Source organism: Pseudomonas sp. GD03862, assembly GCF_029840855.1.
GTDB classification, from domain to species: domain Bacteria; phylum Pseudomonadota; class Gammaproteobacteria; order Pseudomonadales; family Pseudomonadaceae; genus Aquipseudomonas; species Aquipseudomonas alloputida.
Genome location: NZ_JAOCDI010000031.1, coordinates 1 through 19987 on the forward strand (window position 1 = coordinate 1; position 19987 = coordinate 19987).

The 19987-nt window shown below is 61.4% G+C and carries 15 protein-coding genes and 3 tRNA genes; 8 read left to right on the top strand and 10 right to left on the bottom strand.

Translation table 11 applies throughout. The features are described from left to right. The 4 genes from N5D53_RS19135 to N5D53_RS19150 form a co-directional block, all read left to right on the top strand. Nucleotides 1–433, top strand: a 433-nt coding sequence (locus N5D53_RS19135; protein ID WP_347881667.1) for a hypothetical protein, incomplete at its 5' end; no start/stop codon positions are given. Nucleotides 434–624: 191 nt separating this feature from the next. Beyond that, a complete protein-coding gene (locus N5D53_RS19140) occupies nucleotides 625–1470 on the top strand; it encodes a DUF6502 family protein (RefSeq protein WP_003254799.1) in 846 nt (281 codons plus the stop codon). Beyond that, the gene (locus N5D53_RS19145) at nucleotides 1467–3167 is read left to right on the top strand and encodes a DUF5666 domain-containing protein (RefSeq protein ID WP_190869635.1); all 1701 of its coding nucleotides are present in this window, start codon (nucleotides 1467–1469) and stop codon (nucleotides 3165–3167) included. The genes N5D53_RS19140 and N5D53_RS19145 overlap by 4 nt, the downstream gene beginning before the upstream one ends. 54 nt (nucleotides 3168–3221) lie before the next feature. Then, nucleotides 3222–3971: a hypothetical protein gene (locus N5D53_RS19150; RefSeq protein ID WP_104886574.1), complete on the top strand. Its 750-nt coding sequence runs from the start codon at nucleotides 3222–3224 to the stop codon at nucleotides 3969–3971. A gap of 71 nt (nucleotides 3972–4042) precedes the next feature. Here N5D53_RS19150 and rimO read toward each other — a convergent pair whose 3' ends face one another. Beyond that, nucleotides 4043–5374, bottom strand: a complete 1332-nt coding sequence (gene rimO / locus N5D53_RS19155; protein WP_064492880.1) for a 30S ribosomal protein S12 methylthiotransferase RimO — start codon at nucleotides 5372–5374, stop codon at nucleotides 4043–4045. A 235-nt stretch (nucleotides 5375–5609) separates the two neighbouring features. Here rimO and N5D53_RS19160 point away from each other — a divergent pair, with 235 nt between their 5' ends. Then, nucleotides 5610–7520, top strand: a complete 1911-nt coding sequence (locus N5D53_RS19160; protein ID WP_104960962.1) for a potassium transporter Kup — start codon at nucleotides 5610–5612, stop codon at nucleotides 7518–7520. 48 nt (nucleotides 7521–7568) lie between these two features. Here the strand turns inward: N5D53_RS19160 and N5D53_RS19165 are convergent, their stop codons facing one another. From N5D53_RS19165 to N5D53_RS19185, 5 genes are all read right to left on the bottom strand, one after another. Continuing rightward, entirely contained in the window at nucleotides 7569–8861 is a 1293-nt protein-coding gene (locus tag N5D53_RS19165) for an AcvB/VirJ family lysyl-phosphatidylglycerol hydrolase (RefSeq protein ID WP_064492882.1), read from the bottom strand. Continuing rightward, entirely contained in the window at nucleotides 8861–11503 is a 2643-nt protein-coding gene (gene mprF / locus N5D53_RS19170) for a bifunctional lysylphosphatidylglycerol flippase/synthetase MprF (protein ID WP_266024454.1), read from the bottom strand. Before mprF ends, N5D53_RS19165 begins: the two co-directional genes overlap by 1 nt. Nucleotides 11504–11764: 261 nt before the next feature. Next, nucleotides 11765–11841, bottom strand: a tRNA-Met gene (locus N5D53_RS19175). A 134-nt stretch (nucleotides 11842–11975) separates the two neighbouring features. Beyond that, nucleotides 11976–12052: transfer RNA gene (locus N5D53_RS19180), tRNA-Met, on the bottom strand. Nucleotides 12053–12186: 134 nt separating this feature from the next. Beyond that, nucleotides 12187–12263, bottom strand: a tRNA-Met gene (locus N5D53_RS19185). A gap of 221 nt (nucleotides 12264–12484) precedes the next feature. Here N5D53_RS19185 and dinB point away from each other — a divergent pair. Then, nucleotides 12485–13543, top strand: a complete 1059-nt coding sequence (dinB, locus tag N5D53_RS19190; protein WP_162497235.1) for a DNA polymerase IV — start codon at nucleotides 12485–12487, stop codon at nucleotides 13541–13543. A 26-nt stretch (nucleotides 13544–13569) separates the two neighbouring features. Here dinB and N5D53_RS19195 read toward each other — a convergent pair whose 3' ends face one another. The 3 genes from N5D53_RS19195 to N5D53_RS19205 form a co-directional block, all read right to left on the bottom strand. Next, a complete protein-coding gene (locus N5D53_RS19195; protein ID WP_190869631.1) occupies nucleotides 13570–14523 on the bottom strand; it encodes a hypothetical protein in 954 nt (317 codons plus the stop codon). Between the two features lie 20 nt (nucleotides 14524–14543). Continuing rightward, nucleotides 14544–16259, bottom strand: a complete 1716-nt coding sequence (locus N5D53_RS19200) for a proline--tRNA ligase (RefSeq protein WP_266024451.1) — start codon at nucleotides 16257–16259, stop codon at nucleotides 14544–14546. Nucleotides 16260–16419: 160 nt separating this feature from the next. After that, entirely contained in the window at nucleotides 16420–17703 is a 1284-nt protein-coding gene (locus tag N5D53_RS19205) for an OprD family porin (RefSeq protein WP_279840607.1), read from the bottom strand. A gap of 691 nt (nucleotides 17704–18394) precedes the next feature. Between N5D53_RS19205 and N5D53_RS19210 the strand changes: the two genes are divergently transcribed. Beyond that, nucleotides 18395–18814 carry an HIT domain-containing protein gene (locus N5D53_RS19210; RefSeq protein WP_014589992.1) on the top strand — a complete coding sequence of 140 codons (420 nt, stop codon included), beginning with the start codon at nucleotides 18395–18397 and terminating at the stop codon, nucleotides 18812–18814. Nucleotide 18815: 1 nt separating this feature from the next. After that, nucleotides 18816–19022 carry a SlyX family protein gene (locus N5D53_RS19215; protein WP_012051473.1) on the top strand — a complete coding sequence of 69 codons (207 nt, stop codon included), beginning with the start codon at nucleotides 18816–18818 and terminating at the stop codon, nucleotides 19020–19022. 121 nt (nucleotides 19023–19143) lie between these two features. Here N5D53_RS19215 and N5D53_RS19220 read toward each other — a convergent pair whose 3' ends face one another. Next, entirely contained in the window at nucleotides 19144–19737 is a 594-nt protein-coding gene (locus tag N5D53_RS19220; RefSeq protein ID WP_279840608.1) for a cold shock domain-containing protein, read from the bottom strand. Nucleotides 19738–19987 lie beyond the last annotated feature (250 nt).

Sequence of the window (19987 nt, forward strand, 5' to 3'; positions counted from 1 at the left end):
GGCGGTGGAAGTGGCGGCGGCGGTGGCCACGGTGGCGGTGGAAGCGGCGGTGGCGGTGGCCACGGTGGTGGTGGAAGTGGTGGCGGCGGTGGCCATGGTGGCGGAAGCGGAAGTGGTGGCCACGGCAGCGGCGGTGACGGTGGTGGCCATGCCGGCAACAGCGGCAGTGGCCACGACGGTAATTCGAACGCTGGGCGCAGCAGTAACCATGCTGAAGCGGGTGACGATCATGGCAATCACGCGGGTGGGGAACCCGGGGATGATCATGGTAATCATGTCGGCGGTGAGCCTGGCGATGATCACGGCAATCATGTTGGTGGTGAACCTGGTGACGATCACGGCAACCATGTGGGTGGCGAACCGGGTGATGACCACGGTGTTCATGCCGGCGGCGAGGCCGGGGATGACAACAGCAGAAGCTGATTGGCGCTGACCCGAGGTGGCCCATACAAAACCCAGCGGACGGGTTTTGTATGAGCAGGTTCTGGCCTGTCTTGCCTTTATCACGTCATTTCCAATGAGTGCTGACAGCTTTTTCCTCGTCCATGCCGGGATATGATTGCGGTTTGCGTGGGATTAATTCCCGCGTCTTATACTGGGTGCCTCTGTCAAGGAATGCCCTCGATGCAATCGCCTGTCTTACCCCCGTCGATGCTGAGTGCGCTGCGGCGTGTGATGCGCCCGCTGGTGCGCCTGATGCTGCGCAAAGGGGTTACCTACACGATGTTCACCGACCTGCTCAAGGAGGTGTTCGTCGATGTGGCCCATCGCGAGTTTCGCCTGAACGACACCGCGCCAACCGATAGCCGCATCAGCCTGCTTACCGGCGTACATCGTAAAGATGTCCGGCGGCTGCGTAATGAGGGTGACACTGCAATTGCGGCCCTGCCGGATAACATCACGCTAGGTGCACAGTTGGTCAATGTATGGACCAACACCCCACCATTCTGCTCGGCACCCGGCCAGGCGAGGGCGCTTGCGCGGCTAGCCAGTGTGGGTGGCGATTGCTCATTCGACGCCCTGGTCGCCAAGGTCAGCACCGATATTCGCGGCCGGGTGGTGCTGGACGAATGGTTGCGCCTGGGCGTCGTGCGGCTCGATGAGCAGGATTGCGTGCACCTGGAAGCCCATGCATTCGTGCCACAGAAGGGTTTTGATGAAAAGGCTGCGTACTTCGGCCACAACCTGCATGACCATGCCTGTGCGGCGGTGCACAACCTCAGCGGCGAAGGCCCGCCATTTTTTGAGCGTAGCGTGCACTACGATGCCTTGAGCCCGGCCAGCGTCGAGCATTTGCGAGATGTGGTGGCCAAGGATGGCATGCAGACACTACTTGCCTTCAGCCGGCTTGCAGCAGCGTTGGAGAGTGCTGATGAGCCCGGTATCGAACAACGTCAGCGCATCACTGTCGGGCTTTATTTCTACACTGAAGCTACCGATTCGGATCCGTCAAAGACACCTGGCCCATGACACTTCTTGTGCGCTACCTCAGTGCTGTCATGTTTGCCCTGGTTTTCGGGTGGAACCTGATGGCCCCGGCCGAGGTGGCCGCAGCGCCGGTGTGTGTCAGCCGTGACGAGATGGGTATGGCCGGTGCCGCAGGCCTGCAGTTTCCCGGTGGCATAGGCGGCACCGGTGTGCGCAATGAAAATGGCGGCGTCGGTGGCACCGGTGCCCCAGTCCAGCAACGCCCGGGTGGTACAGGCGGCACGGGCGCGGTGGCGGAGGGTGTGGACGGCACCTACTTTGATCAGCGCCACGGGGGGGGAGGTGGTACCGGTACGCCGATCCTGCGCCCGGGTGGTACTGGGGGTACAGGCATCGTCGGTACCATCACCGGCTTCGCCTCGATCTGCGTCAATGGCATGGAAGTGCACTATGGCAAGGACGTACCGGTGAGTGAAAACGGTGCGCCTGCCAGCAGTGGTCACCTGGCGATCGGGCAGGTGGTGGCGGTGGAGGCATTCGCCACCCAGCGCGGCCTGCAAGCGGGGCGCATTTCGATCCTCAACGTCTTCGAAGGGCCGTTGACGGCGCTGCCCAATGCCTCGGCCCCGCTGCGGGTCATGGGGCAACCCGTGCGGCTGGCCGCTGGCGCGCGGGTAGCTGAAGGGTTGCGCCCGGGTGAGCCCGTGAGGGTCAGCGGCCTGCGCGATGCCCGGGGAGAAGTCGTGGCGACCCGTATCGAACGGGCACCGGGGTTGAGGGAGGCCAGCGCCATCGGCGCGGTTGATCGCACTGGCAGCCTTCAGGGGTTGAAGTTGGGTACCCGTGTGGCGCCTGCACGTGAGGTGCTGGTGCGCGGCCAGTGGACCGGGCGCCAGCTTGAAGTGGCGCAAACCCGTCCAGACCCGAGCCTGCCTTTTGCTGGTCGTGTACAGCAGGCGGTGGTTGAAGGGCTGGTACAGCGCACACAAGCTCGGCAGTTGGTGGTTGCAGGTCTCAATGTGACATTGGGGCAGGGCACCGTAATTGTCGGTCGGCAGCCAGCGGCGTTGGCGCTTGATCAACGTGTGCGGGTGAGCGGGGTGCTCAATGGAACTCACGAGCTGCGGGCAACCCGCGTGGAATTCCAGGACGACCTTGTCGACAATCCTGACAGAAGCCAGTCGGGGCACGGTGGTGAGCATGACGGAAGCAGCTCCGGCGGCTCCAGCAGCGGTCATGGCGCAAGCGATGGGGCCAGCGATCGCGATGAAAACAGCGATGATCACAGTGGGCGCAGTGCCGTTGACGGCTCCAGTGACCATGGCAGCGGTGAAAAGTCGGGAAAGTCGGTACACCTCGACGCATTGGAGCAATCGACGCGCAGCAACAGTGGAAGCTCCGATCGGGTTGAGAAGGTCGAAGTCGAAAACACCGGAAAGGTCGAAAAAGTAGACAAGGTCGAGAAGCCCGAGAAGCCCGAGAAGGTCGAGAAGGTCGAGAAAGTCGAGAAGGTCGAGAAGGTCGAGAAAGTCGAGAAGGTCGAGAAAGTCGAGAAAGTCGAGAAGGTCGAGAAAGTCGAGAAAGTCGAGAAAGTCGAGAAGCCCGAGAAAGTAGAAAAAGTAGAAAAGCCTGAACGGGTCGAAAAGGTGGAGTTACCAGAGAAAGTTGAAAAGGTGGAGAGGCCGGAAAAGGCAGAGACGGTGGAAAAAGTCGAGCATCCAGAGCGATCCGGGCGTTAGCCAACTAGGCTGGGTAAGTCTGGCCATGCTTCCCGAAAGAGTACTGAGTTGCAAATGAGACCCACGCTCCCTCTTTTCGCCTGTTTGCTCTCGTGCACCTGCGTGTCGGCGCTGGCCGATACCTTCAGTGCCGCCATTGGCATGGATTATTCAAGTGGCGACTATGGTACCGGCACCACTTCGGAAATCTGGTATGTGCCGGTAGTCGGCAAGTATGAGAGCGGCCCCATGACCTACAAGGTTACCGTGCCTTGGTTGCGTATCACCAACCCCGAAGTCGGCCCCAATGGTGACCCCTTGCCCGGTGGTTGCCGAGACGTGGAAAGCGGGTTGGGTGACACGGTTGCCAGCGTCGCCTATGCACTGCTCGATGGTAGTGACGGCGGCCTGATGCTGGACCTGATCGGCAAGGTCAAATTCCCTACCGCTGATGAAGACCAGTGCCTGGGCACCGGCCAGTACGACTACACCACCCAGGTCGACATAGCCAAGGGCTTTGGCCCGGTCACCGGTTTCGCGACACTGGGTTGGAAGAAGTTCGGTGACCCGCCCGATAGCGACTTCGATGACCCGGTATTTGCCAGTCTCGGCTTTGCCCTGCCGGTGGCGGTCGGTACTTCGGCCGGCGCCTCCTACGATTGGCGGCAGAAAGTGGTCTCGACCGGGGCGCAGATCAAGGAGCTTACCCTGTTCCTCACCCACAAGCTCAACCAGCAGTGGAAAGTCCAACTCTATGCAGTCAAAGGCTTCTCGGATGCCAGCCCGGATGCCGAGGGCGGCCTGATGCTGTTCCACACGTTCTGACAAAAAAGCCCCTGCGCCGGTCATTCTCTATGGAGAACGCCGGGGCAGGGGCTTTGCAGGCTTCAGCCGTTTTAGATGGGTTCAGCCCACAGGTCGTATTCGTCGGCATCCACCACACGGCAACGCACTTTGTCGCCTGGCTTGAAACCATGGTCGCCATCGATGAACACGCTGCCGTCGATTTCCGGTGCATCGAAGAAGCTGCGGCCAACCGAACCTTGTTCTTCGACTTCGTCGATCAGCACGTCGATTTCCTTGCCGATGCGCAATTGCAGGCGGGCAGCACTGATGGCCTGCTGGTGGGCCATGAAGCGGTCCCAGCGCTCTTGCTTGACGTCGTCCGGTACTTCTTCCAGGCCCAGGTCGTTGGCCGGGGCGCCTTCTACCGGCGAGTACTGGAAGCAGCCCACGCGGTCGAGCTGGGCTTCGGTCAGCCAGTCCAGCAGGTACTGGAAGTCTTCCTCGGTCTCGCCCGGGAAGCCGACGATGAAGGTGGAGCGGATCACCAGCTCAGGGCATTGCTCGCGCCAGTTCTTGATGCGTGCCAGGGTGCGGTCTTCGAAGGCCGGGCGCTTCATCGACTTGAGCACTTTCGGGCTGGCGTGCTGGAACGGGATGTCCAGGTACGGCAGGATCTTGCCGGCAGCCATCAGCGGGATCACGTCGTCAACGTTCGGGTAAGGGTACACATAGTGCAGGCGTACCCAGGCGCCCAGGCTGCTCAGTGCTTCGCACAGCTCGAGCATGCGGGTCTTGACCGGGCGGCCGTTCCAGAAGTCGGTCTTGTACTTGACGTCGACGCCGTAGGCGCTGGTGTCCTGGGAAATCACCAGGATTTCCTTGACTCCGGCCTTGACCAGGCGCTCGGCCTCGCTCAGTACTTCACCCACCGGGCGGCTGACCAGCTTGCCGCGCATCGACGGGATGATGCAGAAGCTGCAGCTGTGGTTGCAGCCTTCGGAGATCTTCAGGTAGGCATAGTGGCGCGGGGTCAGCTTGACGCCCTGTGGCGGCACCAGGTCGATCAGCGGGTTGTGGTCCTGACGCGGCGGTACCACTTCGTGAACGGCGTTGACTACCTGCTCGTACTGCTGCGGGCCAGTGACCGACAGCACGCTTGGGTGCACGTCACGGATGCTGCCTTCTTCGACGCCCATGCAGCCGGTGACGATCACCTTGCCGTTTTCCTTGATCGCTTCGCCGATCACTTCCAGCGATTCGGCCTTGGCGCTGTCGATGAAGCCGCAGGTGTTGACCACCACCACGTCGGCGTCCTCGTAGGTGGGTACGACTTCATAGCCTTCCATGCGCAGCTGGGTGAGGATGCGCTCGGAGTCGACCAGGGCTTTTGGGCAACCCAGGCTTACGAAACCTACCTTGGGGGTGGCGGGCGTGGTGGACATGACTAACCTCGGTATTGAATGCAGGTCGCCCGGCCGGAATCGGGGGCGAACTTGACGGGCGCTTTTGGCGCCTCTGATCAAAAAGTGCGCAATTCTAGCGAGCGCAAGGGCGCTTGACCAGCAGAAATACGACGAACGCTGCGCTATGCTTCGCGCCGTTGTACCGGGGTACCTTCCAGGGCCTGGTGGCAGACTGATTACCAAGGGCCGTGATGGCCGTTTGCGGGAGTGGTCGATGGTTCAGGCAAGCAGTCACGCTGAGAGCGGGCACGAGGGGAAGCAGGGGGCATCGCGGGCGGTGGGCCTGCTGGTGGCGGCGGTCGGGGTGGTTTATGGCGATATCGGCACCAGCCCGTTGTATACCCTCAAGGAAGTCTTTACCGGCGGCTACGGGGTGTCGGTCAACCATGATGGCGTGCTGGGGATCCTCTCGCTGATCCTGTGGTCGCTGCTGTGGGTGGTTTCGTTCAAGTACGTGATGTTCATCTTGCGCGCCGATAACCAGGGGGAGGGCGGCACCATGGCGCTGACCGCACTGGCGCGGCGGGCCACGGCGGCGTACCCGCGGCTGCGCACACTGATGGTGATCTGTGGCTTGATCGGCGCTTCGCTGTTCTATGGCGACAGCATGATCACCCCGGCGGTGTCGGTGCTGTCGGCGGTGGAGGGCGTGGGCCTGGCCTTCGACGGTATCGACCACTGGGTGGTGCCAATTTCGCTGGTGGTGCTGGTGGCATTGTTCCTGGTACAGCGGCACGGCACCGAGAAAATCGGCAAGCTGTTTGGTCCTATCATGGTTACCTGGTTCCTGGCGCTGGGCGCGCTGGGTGTGCATGGCATCTCGCAAAGCCCGGAAGTACTCAAGGCGTTCAGCCCGGTCTGGGCAGTCAATTTCTTCGTGGTGCACCCTGGCATCGGCGTGGCCATTCTCGGCGCGGTCGTGCTGGCGCTGACGGGGGCCGAGGCGCTGTACGCCGACATGGGGCACTTTGGCCGCAAGCCGATTGCCCGGGCCTGGTTCATCCTGGTGCTCCCGGCGCTGGTGCTCAATTACTTTGGCCAGGGTGCATTGCTGCTGCAAAACCCGGAGGCCGCGCGCAACCCGTTCTACCTGCTGGCGCCGGGCTGGGCGCTGCTGCCCTTGGTCGGGCTGGCCACCATGGCCACGGTTATCGCCTCGCAGGCGGTGATTTCCGGGGCCTTCTCCTTGACACGCCAGGCCATCCAGTTGGGCTATATTCCGCGTATGCACATTCAGCACACTTCAAGCGACGAGCAGGGGCAGATCTACATTGGTGCGGTGAACTGGACGCTGATGGTGGGCGTGGTGTTGCTGGTCATCGGTTTCGAGTCGTCAGGCGCCCTGGCGGCTGCCTACGGGGTTGCGGTGACCGGTACCATGCTGATCACCACCGTCCTGGTGTCAGCGGTGATGCTGCTGCTGTGGAAGTGGCCGCCGCTGCTCGCAGTGCCGATTCTGGTCGGCTTCCTGCTTGTCGACGGGCTGTTCTTCGCCGCCAACGTGCCGAAAATCGCTCAGGGCGGTGCCTTCCCGGTGTTGGCCGGTGGTGTGTTGTTCCTGCTGATGAGCACCTGGAAGCGCGGCAAGCAGATTCTGGTCGAGCGCATCGATGAAGGGGCGCTGCCATTGCCATTGTTCATCAGCAGCATCCGCATTCAGCCACCGCACCGGGTCGAGGGTACGGCGGTGTTTCTGACTGCACGCTCCGATGCCGTGCCGCATGCGCTGTTGCACAACATGTTGCACAACCAGGTGCTGCACAGCCAGGTGGTGCTGCTGACTGTGGTCAGCGAGGACCGGCCCCGGGTACCGGAACATGAGCGTTTCGAGGTGGAAGCCTATGGCGACGGATTCTTCCGGGTGTTGCTGCACTTTGGGTTCATGGATGAGCCGGACGTGCCTGCCGCGTTGAAGCTGTGTCATCTGGATGGCCTGGACTTCACGCCCATGCGCACCACTTACTTCCTCAGCCGCGAGACGGTGATCGCGTCACGGCTGGAGGGGATGTCGCGCTGGCGGGGCAACCTGTTCGCGTTCTTGCTGAAGAATGCCAACGGCAACTTGCGCTTCTTCAACCTGCCGTTGAACCGGGTGATCGAGCTGGGGACCCAGGTCGAGATCTGAATGGGTTTATACAGCAGGCTCAGGGCCGCAGAGCGGCCCTGAGCCTTGTCAGTTCTGCTCAGCTACGCTGGACTTGCCTTGGCGCGTTTCGATCTCGCCAATCAACCGCTTGGCGAGTGCCGGGTAGTTCTCGTCGAAGTGGTGCCCGCCAGGCAGTTTCAGGCGCTCACCTACTGCCGTCTTTTCCGTGCAACCGCTCTCGTCGGTTTCCTCGACGCCATATACGCACACGACCTTGGACGCCGGCAGCTTGGCCATTTCCGGCCCGGTTGGCGCTTCCTGGCCTTCCTTGCCCAGCCAGCCCTCGACCTCGATCTCGAAGCTGCCACTGCGCGCAAAGGCTAGCAGCATCACCGCATCGATACGCTGCTGGTCCTCGACGGGCAGGCGGTTGTAGATCGCCGGCAGCACGTCGGCGCCGAACGAATACCCGGTCAACACGAAGCGCTTGGTACCCCACTTCTGCCGGTAGTGATGCATCAGCTCGGAAAGGTCGGCGGCGCTTTGTTCCGGGGTCTTGTGCTGCCAGTAGTAGCGCAGCGTGTCGATGCCCACCACCGGGTAACCCAGCTTGGCCATTTCCCCGGCCACGTCGCGGTCCAGATCGCGCCAGCCGCCATCACCAGAGAGGAACAAGGTAACCGTGTCTGTGGTTTGCCCGGCCGGCACTTCGACCACCGGGATGGCCAGTGCGTTACCGTCGCGGCCGACCAGGGCTTGGGTCAGTTGCGCCTTGAGCACTTGTGGCAAGTGGATGTCGTAGTCGCTGATGCTGGTTTCGGCGTTGGCCTGGTCGCGCACGAAGGCGGCGCTGGCGTCATCCGGGTTGTCGTTCCAGGCGACGTTCCAGTGGCCATGGGCAGCCGATTTGGGCAGCGGTGCCTGGCAGTCAGGCTGTTCGAGGGTGAAGCCCACGGAAATGGCCCGCGCCTTGTCATCGTTCTGGCTGGCCAGCCAGCGCCAGGCCTGGGCGGCACCGGGACCGATACCGGCGACCAAGGTCGGTTTTTCCTGCAGTTGGTTCAGCGCCTGGTCCATGGCCTGTTGCTGCTTGCTGCAGTCGCCAGGCGGCAGAATCACCTGCACCAGCTGGGCTTCACCGGCCTGGCTCAGGTCGAGCAATTGCTTGCCCGTCAGTGCCTGGTCTTGTGGCACGCCGATGGCCACCCGGGCCTTGGGGTGCACGCCAGGGGTAACACGGGTGATGCTGGTGTCATTGATGCTCAACTGTTCCAGGCGCGCCTCGGGGGCCGGGCGCGTCCACAGCCAGAAGGCCAGCGCACCACCCAGGGCGGCCAGCAGCAGGGGAACCAGCAGGTACAACCAAAAGCGTCGGGTCATCAGCGTTTCACCAATCCAGTCAGGCCGCCTGCAATCAGGGCGGCGGTGTCGGCCAGTGCCACCAGCGGGTCGAGCCCGGCTGGCACGGCCATGTAGCGGGGTTCCCAGTCCGGCTGGAACTTGTCCTTGAAGCGTCGAAGCCCCTGGAAGTTGTAAAGCTGTTCACCACGGCGGAACACCAGCGAACCCAAGCGTTGGGTCAAGGGGGCGCCGCGCCTTGGTTGCAGGCCGGAAAGCGGTACCATGCCCAGGCTGAAACGCCCGTAGTCATGGCTTTTGTAATGCAGGATCAAGCCGATCATCATGAATTCCATGGTCAGCTTTGGCGCTTCGGGGTGCGCACGCATCAGGTCGAGGCTGGCCAGCTCGTTTCCATGGGTTTCCAGCAGGTTGGCGAAGGCTACCGGGCGGCCCTGGAAGCGAATCAGGGCTATGCGGAAGTGCTGCAGGTAGTCTGGGCTGAAGCGCCCCAGCGAGAAGCCTTTCTCGCGCACGTTCTTGCCGCCGAGCCAGGCGTCGGAAATTTCCTTCAGCTCAGCCAGCGGGGCGTGGCCGGGCTCATGGATCTCCAGGCTCAGGCCATCGCGTCCGCCGCGGTTCCAGGTGTAGCGCAGGTCTTTCATCTCCTTGCCTTTGGCTTCAAGGTCGAAGCGGCGCAAGTCGACCCGGGCTTCTTCACCGAGCTTCAATGCGGTCAGGCCGATGTCCATGTAGAACGGCAGGTTCTCTGCGCGCACCTGATAGAACACGGGGCGTGCGTGGTGCAGGTCGCACAGGTCGCGGAACTGCCAGATCATCTCGGCGCGTTCCTGGGCCGGGCCTATCGGGTCGTACAACGCCACCAGGCTGCGGCCGCGCCGGGCATACATGAGGAACGCGTTATCACGCGGGTGGAACAGCAACGCCTTGTCGCCAGTCAGCGCCAGGCCACCGTCGGGCTGGTCGGAGGCCTGCAGGATACGGTTGGCGCGTTGCAACTCTTCTTCGTCAGGCAGGTGGATCACGGGCGGCGCTGTACGCAGCAGCCACGTCAGTGCCACGGCAGCCAGCAGCAAGGCACTGCCCATGGCGGCGCGCAGGCCCCGTGGCGCATCGGCATCGAGGGTGAACTGCCACCACAGCTGATGGCTGTAAGGCACATCCTGGTAGGCGAACAGCAGAAGCCACACTGATGCGCCCACCGTACAGGCGCTGGCCACCAGGAACACCGGCGAGAAGGGCAGCTCCAGCAGTCGGCTGGGGCGATAGAACGAGCGGCGGAACAGCGCGAGCAGGGCGGCGGTAAAGGTCAGCAGGCAAGCCTCTTCCCAGTCAAAGCCCTTCAACAGCGACAGCAGGGCGCCGACCAGCAACAGCACGGTGGTCAGTAGCCAGGCGGCGGACAGGCGCCGGCGCAGGCCTTGGGCCAGCAGCAGGCAGAGCACACCGATCAGGCTGGCGCCGAAATGAGAGGCATCGATCAGCCGGTGTGGCACCAGGAAGCCCATATGCTCCAGGCGCGTATCTATCTCGGGCGTGGCACCGGAAAACAGCAGCACCACGCCGGACAGGAACACCAGGATCGACAGGATCGGTGCGGCCAGACCAGAAGCGGCCTTGATGGCCTGTTGCGCAAACAGCAGGCGTCGGGCTTCATTGGCCAGCAGCAACACGCAGGCCAGCAGCAGTGGCAGTACCACATAGATCAGCCGGTACAGCAGCAAGGCTGCCGCCAGCGGTGCGGCACCGAGCTGGTCGGCAAAGGCCGCCAGCAGGATCGCTTCGAACACCCCGACGCCGCCCGGTACGTGGCTGAGCACGCCCGCAGCCAAGGCCAGCAGGTACACCAGCACGAACGCGCCGAAAGGAGGGGCTTCGGGCAGCAACAGGTAGAGCACGGTGGCAGCCGCCGCCACATCCAGCGCGGTAATCAGCAATTGCAGGGCCGCCAGGCGTGCATCCGGCAGGCGAAGTGTGCGCCGCCCCAGTTGAACGAGCAGGTTATTGGCCGCCGGTTGCTCGGCCAGGCGTCGGCGGTACAAGCCAATTACCAGTAAGACAGACACCACCAGCACGGCGCTGGCAACAGCTGCCAGCAGGCCGGGCGCCAACCCCAGCGCTGTCGAGGCCGCCGGCAGGTTGCTCAATGTCGCCAAGGCGGCCAGGGGCGGCAGCGCGCAGCCCAGTGACAGGCTGGCAAACACGGTCATGCGTGCGACTTCGCCAGCACCAAGCCCTTGCCGTGCGTACAGGCGATAGCGAACCGAGCCGCCAGAGAGCATCGACAGGCCGATGGCGTTGCCGATGGCAAAGGCGCTGAAGCCGCCCAGTGCCAAGCTGCGTGCTGGCAGTTTCACGCCCGCATAGCGGCTGGCCGACCACTCGTAGCCCAGCAGGATCACAAAGCCGATCACCGTTGCCAGCAAGGCGCCCAGCAATGACTGGGTCGGCACGCTGAGCATGGCATCGTGCAAGGCATAGATGTCCAGCTCGCTCAGCAGGTGACGGCAGGCAATCAAGGCCATCGTGAACAGTAGCAGGGTCACCATCAGGCCTATGGGCTGGCGGTAGCGACTCAGGCGTTCGAGTAGGGGCAGGCGCTGCACCGCACCGGGTAGCGCCGTAGCGAGTGGCACCGGAGGTTCGGGATTGTGCGAAGTCATGAGTTGCCCCGGGCATGCAGCGCGAGGTGAAGGAAAGGTGCGGCCAAGTGAAAGTCCCTTTGGAAAACGTATCCAATGTTACTCCGGCCTCAGGCGTTTGCAGCGGCTTGGCAGGGTTAAAGATAGTTCATCCTGGACACGACATCTCACGCCTGCGGGTTGGCATGAGGGGAGGGAAAATCGAGGCGACGAAAGTCAGGGAGGTATAAAGCAACAAACCCCGCGCTGCTTTTACACAGGCGGGGTTTGTTCTGACGAATATGGTTGCGGGAGCCGGATTTGAACCGACGACCTTCGGGTTATGAGCCCGACGAGCTACCAGGCTGCTCCATCCCGCGTCAGTGGGGCGGATTCTACACTGTGTGGTTTTTATGTCAAGCGCTAGGCTTTGATTTGTCGAAGTTTTTTCGAAAATGCTTATCTGCAGACAAAGAAAAAGGCCACTGTGTTAACAGTGGCCTTTTCTTGAATCTGGTTGCGGGAGCCGGATTTGAACCGACGACCTTCGGGTTATGAGCCCGACGAGCTACCAGGCTGCTCCATCCCGCGTCATTGGGGCGGATTCTACAGCGTGTAGTTAATATGTCAAGCGCTAGGCTTTGATTTTTCGAGGTTTTTTCGAAAAGGCTTTTTTACGGGCAAAGAAAAAGGCCACTGCGTTAACAGTGGCCTTTTCTCGAATCTGGTTGCGGGAGCCGGATTTGAACCGACGACCTTCGGGTTATGAGCCCGACGAGCTACCAGGCTGCTCCATCCCGCGCCTGTGAGATCGAATTCTACGGATTTACGCACTGATGTCAAGCAATTGTTTTGGAAAAACCTTTTTTGTTCAAACCCTTAGCGCTCCATAACAGTGTACAGCTCAGTCACGGCGGGGCTTTCAGGCCGATTATCGTGTAGCAAAGCAGGTGAGCTGTTTCAGAGCAGGGTGCATGCGATACTATCTGTATGAATTTACAGTGCTGACGGTCGTCCATGTCCTTGCGCAAGATCATCCACGTCGACTGCGATTGTTTCTACGCTGCGATCGAGATGCGTGACGACCCGCGCCTGGCCGGTCGCCCCATGGCGGTGGGGGGCTCGCCCGACCATCGCGGGGTAATCGCCACCTGCAACTATGAAGCGCGTGCCTATGGTGTGCGCTCGGCCATGTCATCGCGGCATGCGCTGAAGCTTTGCCCCGATCTGTTGATCGTCAAGCCGCGCTTCGAGGCCTACCGTGAGGCCTCGCGGGAAATCCACACGATCTTTCGCGACTACACAGAGCTCATCGAGCCTTTGTCCCTGGACGAAGCCTATCTGGATGTCAGCGACAGCCAGTGGTATTCGGGCAGCGCCACACGCATTGCCGAGGATATTCGCCGGCGTGTTGCCCGTACCCTGCATATCACCGTGTCGGCTGGCGTGGCGCCTAACAAGTTTCTGGCCAAGATCGCCAGTGACTGGCGCAAACCCAATGGGCTGTTCGTGATTACCCCAAATGAAGTGGAAGCGTTCGTTGCAGCCTTGCCGGTGGCCAGGTTGCATGGGGTGGGTAAGGTGACGGCCGACAAACTGACGCGGCTGGGCATCGAAACCTGCCTGCATTTGCGTGAGTGGTCACGGCTGGCATTGGTGCGTGAGTTCGGCAGTTTTGGCGAGCGGTTGTGGGGGCTGGCACGGGGGATCGATGAGCGTGCGGTGCATAACGACAGCCGACGCCAGTCGGTGAGTGTGGAAAACACCTACGACACCGACCTGCCAGACCTGGCCAGTTGCCTGGCGCGGCTGCCAGAGCTGCTGGATAGCCTGAACGAACGCATCGCCCGAATGGACAGCAGTTACCGGCCAGACAAACCGTTCGTCAAGGTCAAGTTCCATGACTTCAGCCAGACCACCATGGAGCAGGCCGGGGCCGGCCGGGACCTGGAGAGTTATCGGCAATTGCTGGGGCAGGCGTTCGCCCGTGGCGGCAAGCCGGTTCGCTTGCTAGGGGTAGGGGTGAGGTTGCGAGACTTGCGGGGCGCGCATGAACAGTTGGAGCTGTTCCCGCCTAAATGAAAGGGGCTGCAATGCAGCCCCTTCTATTAATGCACGCCTGGATCCGCCACCAACCGGCCAGTGGCCTTGGTCAGCGACTGCAGGAACTCCTGCTGCAGCTCCGGATCGTTGCGGGTCAGCTCGATCAGGCTTTGTTCCATTTCACTGGCTTCCTCTTCAAGGCCCAGCTCGGACAGGCGCTTGACCCGGTGCACCCACTGGCCGACATCATCATCTTCGAGGTCATCGAAGATCAGCTCATGGGCTTCAAGCAGCTTATTGCGCAGGGTAGCGCTGACCAGCAGACTGGCATCGCCTCTTACCGCATTGTCCTCGTCAAGTACCTGCAGGTGCAGAGTGCCGACGTGGTTGAGGTTCTGCTCGGAGAACGGGCTGTCGAGCAGGTTCAGGCGCAGTACGCCGTTACGGTCGGTGGTCAGCTCGTGGGTCATCTTGCCGGCCTTGACCTCGACCAGGCGCTCGCTCCAGGGCAGGCTGGCGGATTCCTCGCGCTTGCCTTTCTGCACTTCGCTGATCCCGGCCAGGTTCTGCTGGGCGCGGCCGTTGGATGGCACGTTCATGAACGGGTTGAGCCCATCCACGCCATAACTGAGCCAGTCGTGGGTGATACTTTGCGGCAGGTTACCCAAGGCGAAGACGTTGACCACATTGGCGCCGACACCCGCCACCACGGCCACTGCACCCAGCGGGATCTCGTAGATCTCCCGCCAGGGTTGGTAAGGCGTGTAGCGGTCATAGCGACGGGTCACTTCGAATTCGGTGACTTCGAAGCGCTTTTGCTCATGCACGCGCACACGTCGCTGCGGAAGCTCCATCACCTTCGGCTCGCCGACATCGATCTGCAGGGTGTGCTCGAGCAGTTTGCGCTCGACGCGCTCCTCATGGTCGCTGCGCTGGGACATCTGGTTGGCGCAGCCGCTGACGAGCAGGGCGCCGCACAGTGCGGCGCCCCCAAGGGTAAAGGTACTTCGCTTGTACATGATCACTCGTGCATTGGTTATCAGCGGCGAACGTGGGCCTGCAGGAAGGTCAGCACTTCATTGAGCGGCAACGCCTGGGCGTCCTGCTCGGTGCGGTGCTTGTACTCCAGGTTGCCTTCGGCCAGGCCGCGATCGCTGACGACGATGCGGTGCGGGATACCGATCAGCTCCATGTCGGCAAACTTGATGCCTGGGCTGGTCTTCTTGTCGCGGTCGTCCAGCAGCACTTCATAGCCGGCGGCAGTCAGTTCGGCATACAGCTTGTCGGTTGCTTCGCGGACCACGTCGGTTTCGTAGCGCAGTGGGACCAGGGCAATCTGGAACGGAGCCAGGGCGTCGTTCCAGATGATGCCCTTGTCGTCATAGCTCTGCTCGATGGCAGCTGCAACCACACGGGACACGCCAATGCCGTAGCAACCCATCGACAGCACCACCGGCTTGCCGTTCTCGCCCAGCACCTGGCACTTCAGCGCCTCGCTGTACTTGGTGCCCAGCTGGAAGATGTGGCCCACTTCGATGCCGCGCTTGATAACCAGGGTGCCCTGGCCGTCCGGGCTTGGGTCGCCTTCGACCACGTTACGCAGGTCGGCGACTTGTGGAACCGGCAGGTCGCGCTCCCAGTTCACACCGAAGTAGTGCTTGTCGTCGATGTTGGCGCCAATGCCGAAGTCGCTCATCAGGGCAACCGAGCGGTCGATGATGATTTCCAGTGGCAGGTTGAGCGGGCCGAGCGAGCCGGCACCGGCGCCAATGGCGTCGCGCAGTTCGGCTTCGGTGGCCATGACCAGCGGGTCGGCAACCTGTTCCAGCTTGGTGGCCTTGATTTCGTTCAGTTCGTGGTCGCCACGGACGATCAGGGCAATCAGCTTGCCCTCTTCGGCACCGCGCACGATCAGGGTCTTGACGGTCTTTTCGATCGGCAGGCCGTGGTTTTCCACCAACTGGGCGATGGTCTTGGCGTTCGGGGTGTCGACCAGGCGCAGCTCCTCGGTAGGGGCAGGGCGCACGGTTTCACGCGGGATGGCCTCGGCCTTCTCGATGTTGGCGGCGTAGTCGGAGCTGTCGCTGAAGATCACGTCATCTTCGCCAGACTCGGCCAGCACGTGGAACTCGTGCGAGTAGCTGCCACCGATCGAGCCGGTATCGGCCTGCACAGGGCGGAAGTCCAGGCCCAGGCGGGTGAACACATTGGTGTACGCCTGGTGCATGCGATCATAGGTTTCCTGCAGGGAAGCCTGGTCGGCATGGAACGAGTAGGCGTCCTTCATGATGAACTCGCGGCCACGCATCAGGCCGAAGCGCGGGCGGATCTCGTCACGGAACTTGGTCTGGATCTGGTACAGGTTGAGCGGCAGCTGTTTATAGCTGGACAGCTCGTTACGGGCCAGGTCGGTGATCACTTCTTCGTGGGTAGGACCGACGCAGAAGTCACGCTGGTGGCGGTCTTTCAGGCGCAGCAGCTCAGGGCCGTATTGCTCCCAGCGACCGGATTCCTGCCACAGCTCGGCGGGCTGGATGCTCGGCATCAGCACTTCCAGGGCGCCGGCGGCGTTCATTTCCTCACGCACCACGGCTTCGACCTTGCGCATTACCCGCAAGCCCATCGGCAGCCAGGTGTACAGGCCGGAGGCCAGTTTGCGGATCATGCCGGCACGCAGCATGAGCTGATGGCTGATGACCACTGCGTCGGCAGGGGTTTCTTTCTGGGTGGCGAGCAAATATTGACTGGTGCGCATGGTTAGCCGTGTCGATTGCCTAAGACGTTGAAATAGCCCCGCATTGTACGGGGGGGAAACGAAGGCGTACAGGATGCCCCAGGGCGTGACACTTGTCAGCCAAGAAAAAGCCCGGCGTGATTGCCGGGCTTTTTCAGGTGCGGGGCACTGCAAGCCAGGCTTACAGGATGCTCAGCGGGTACTCCACGATCAGGCGCAGTTCGTCGATCGATGGGGAACCGTAGTACACGCCATCGCCCGAACGGTAGGTGGCCTGACGTACGCGGAAGCTCAGGTCCTTGGCCGGGCCGCTCTGCATCACGTACTTGACGTCGATGTCGCGTTCCCATTCCTTGCCGCTGTCGGTGGTGCGGGTGGTGGCACCGGTACCGCTAACGTAGCGGGTCATGAAGGTCAGGCCAGGTACACCGAACTCGGCGAAGTTCAGGTCGTAGCGCGCTTGCCAGGATTTTTCGTCTTCGGCGTTGAAGTCGGAACGGGCAACGGAGTTGGCCAGGAAGACGGTGCCGCCACCGTCCACGCCGTAAGCGTAATCACCGTCGCCGCTGACTTTCTGGTAGGCCAGGGTGAAGGTGTGGGCGCCAACGTTGTAAGCGGCCGACAGGCTGGCTGCGATGTTGTCCAGCTCATTGGTGCCGTCGGACTTGCTGACGTAGGCGCCGGTCAGGTTGTTGCCAATCGACTTGGTGTCATAGATGTTGAAGTCGAACACCAGGCCTTGCTTGTCGCTGATCGGCAGCGCCCAGTTGATGTTGCCGTACCACTTGCGGAAGTGATCTTCGATATGCGAGTAGTAGACGCTGGTGCTGAGGCTGTCGGTAATGGCGTAGGTGCCACCAAAGACGTTGGCTTCAGTCAGGTTCAGGCTGTCGTGGTAGGTCTGAGCCTGGGCGTTGAGTGCGGTGAAGTGACCGGCATGCAGGGTCAGGCCATCGATTTCGTTGCTGGTGATCAGGCCGCCTTCAGCCACTTCCGGCAGCAGTCGGCTGTCGTCGGTAGCCAGTACTGGCAGGGCGGTGAACTGGTCGCCGAACTTGAGCACGGTGTTGGAAATGCGCATTTTCACTGCGCCGCCGCCTTCGGAGTAGTCGTCTTGCGAGCGACCGTCGGCACCTGTCGGGAACAGGCCGGTGCCGGCGCGGCCTTTGCCGCTGTCCAGCTTGAGGCCCAGCATGCCGATGGCGTCGACACCGAAGCCTACGGTGCCTTGGGTGAAGCCCGATTCGAAGGTGCCGAGGAAGCCAAGGCCGGTTTCTTCAACGCGGCTCTGGGAGCCAGGCGCGTTGTTACGGAAGTCACGGCTAAAGTACAGCATGCGGGTCTTGACGCTCAGCTTGCTGTCTTCGATGAAACCTTTGGACTCGTCCTGTGCCGAGGCCATTGCCAACTGCGAGGTCCCTGCCGAAACGGCCAGGGCGATCATGCTCCACTTCATCACGCGCATCGTGATTTGCTCCTTTGGTTTTTAGGAAGAGTACCGCTGCGTCCAAGTCTTTTAGTTATATGGGGCAGCTCTTTCTTTTTATGTCGGCGAAAATGTATAGCACGCAGACTGTTGTTGGCGATATGGCTATAAGCACTCTTTGCGGAACTTTTTCACCGTGTCGCTTTTAAGTATTTCCATGTCGCAAATCACGCCCCGGTTCAGGGGCCGTATAACCTCAGCGCTGTTCCTGGCACCGTAACGAATCTGTAACTGCCGATTCCGGTTGAGGAAACTCCCTGGTAACCCATGTCGCTGTTGTTATTTGTCGCGTACACCTGCTACTGCAGATGTCGTGCCGACTTGGCGTGAAGGGAATGCAACAAGCGTGCTCAAAATTCGCAACAGTTCATGAAATTTTCACAAAACCTGCTACCGAGGGTCGGAAAGTCCCGTAAATGCGGGACGAAGGCTGCTTGTGTGATTTATGCGATCGAGAATCATTAGAAATTAAAAACTTGCCTTTAGAGTCAAAGTGTTACCGCAACTTGTTCATCCAGCATCGTTTGTGGGGTGGTCAGTGTGGGGAGGGCGGGCAGGTGGCCTCATTTTGGTGCGAAAAGTAGCGCTGTGTTACCGGGAGTGTGCAAGGTATCCTTGCTGGCCTGTTTTCCGCCTGAAGCGGGATGGTATTGCCTGAAGGAGATATGCCGTGTTCGTCCTCGATTCGCGTTTGCAGCAGGATTCGCTGGTGTTGGGAGAGTTTCCGCTGTGCCAGTTGCTGCTGAGCAAGGATGCCAATTACCCATGGTTCATTCTGGTGCCCAAGCGCGCTGGTATCAGTGAGCTGTTCGAGCTGGATGTGGCAGAGCAACAGCAGTTGTGGCAGGAAACCACCTTGTTGGCAGAGGCGTTGAAGGCCAGCTACGGGGCCGACAAGATGAACGTGGCTACGTTGGGCAACGTGGTCAGCCAGTTGCACATGCATGTGATTGTGCGCCAGCGCGACGACGCTGCATGGCCGGCACCGGTATGGGGCAAGTGTGCGCCTGTGGGCTACACCGATGATCAACTGCAAGCTGTTCGCCAGCGTCTGCGCGGGCTCCAACTTGCTGGATACCAAGAGGCCTGAGATGACACTGGAAATGCGGATGGTCGAACTGGAAACCCGTCAGGCGTTTCAGGATGACGCTATCCAGGCGCTGAATGACGTGGTGGTGGAGCAAGCGCGGGTGATCGAGCGGCTGCAATTGCAGATGGCCGAGCTGATCAAGCGTCATGAAGAGATGGTTGGCCAGTATGGCAGCGAAGGGGAAGAGGCCCCGCCTCCTCATTATTGAGTTGTTCCAGGCTGCTATCGCCGGCAAGCCAGCCCCCACAGGTATGATGCTGCCTTCAGGTGCAGCACGGCCCTTGTGGACGCTGGTTTGCCGTTGATAGCGTCGGCCGGTCAGCCGTTGGTCAACGGCGGTTTACTGCAACCACGTCTTCGGCCTGCAGGCCCTTGTCGCGGTGCATCACCGAAAACTCCACGCGCTGGCCTTCGACCAGAATGCGGTGGCCCTCACCGCGGATGGCCCGAAAGTGCACGAAGATGTCATCGCCCGAGTCTCGGGAGATGAAACCAAAGCCTTTCGATGTGTTGAACCATTTGACGGTGCCGGTATCACGGTTGCCAGCATCTTGTGCCATGTGTTGAGTGCCGCGTGCCTTGCGCGGGCTGCGGGCAAAGCCCACGGCCAGATGCACGACCACGGCCAGCGCCGCACACACCAGGGCTGCCAGGTTGCCCATTTCGGGGCGGGCCAGTAGCGTCAGGGTCTGCAGCACGACGGCGACTACCAGCAGGGCGCAGGCCAGGTGCTGCAGTTGTTGCCGCGCGCCGCGATGATACAGTGGCACGACCGGGGCCAGCACAAGGTTGAGCAGGCCGAGCAGGGCCAGGTAGACCGCGTCGGGTTGTTGCAGGAAGGGTGTCGCATCGGTTTTCAGGCTGGGTATGAGCGATAGCAGCAAAGCTGCCACGCCCGTCACCAGATGGACGATCTTGAACATGGGGTTGGCTCACTGTTGATAAGGCCGATCACAGGAAGAGCTGGCAGCACGGTGCGCATGAGATATAGAGCGCGAACACGTGGCAGGCCAGCCTATGCACCCGGCAATGACAGTCCGCACGGGTGGCACACTGCCTATTTAACAGTAAAGCCGCAGCCTACTCAAACCGCAGGCCGCCCAGTGGGCAATGTATTGCGCCATGTCACATGCGGCATGCAACAAGTGTTGCTACAGTGGTCGGCACCCGCTT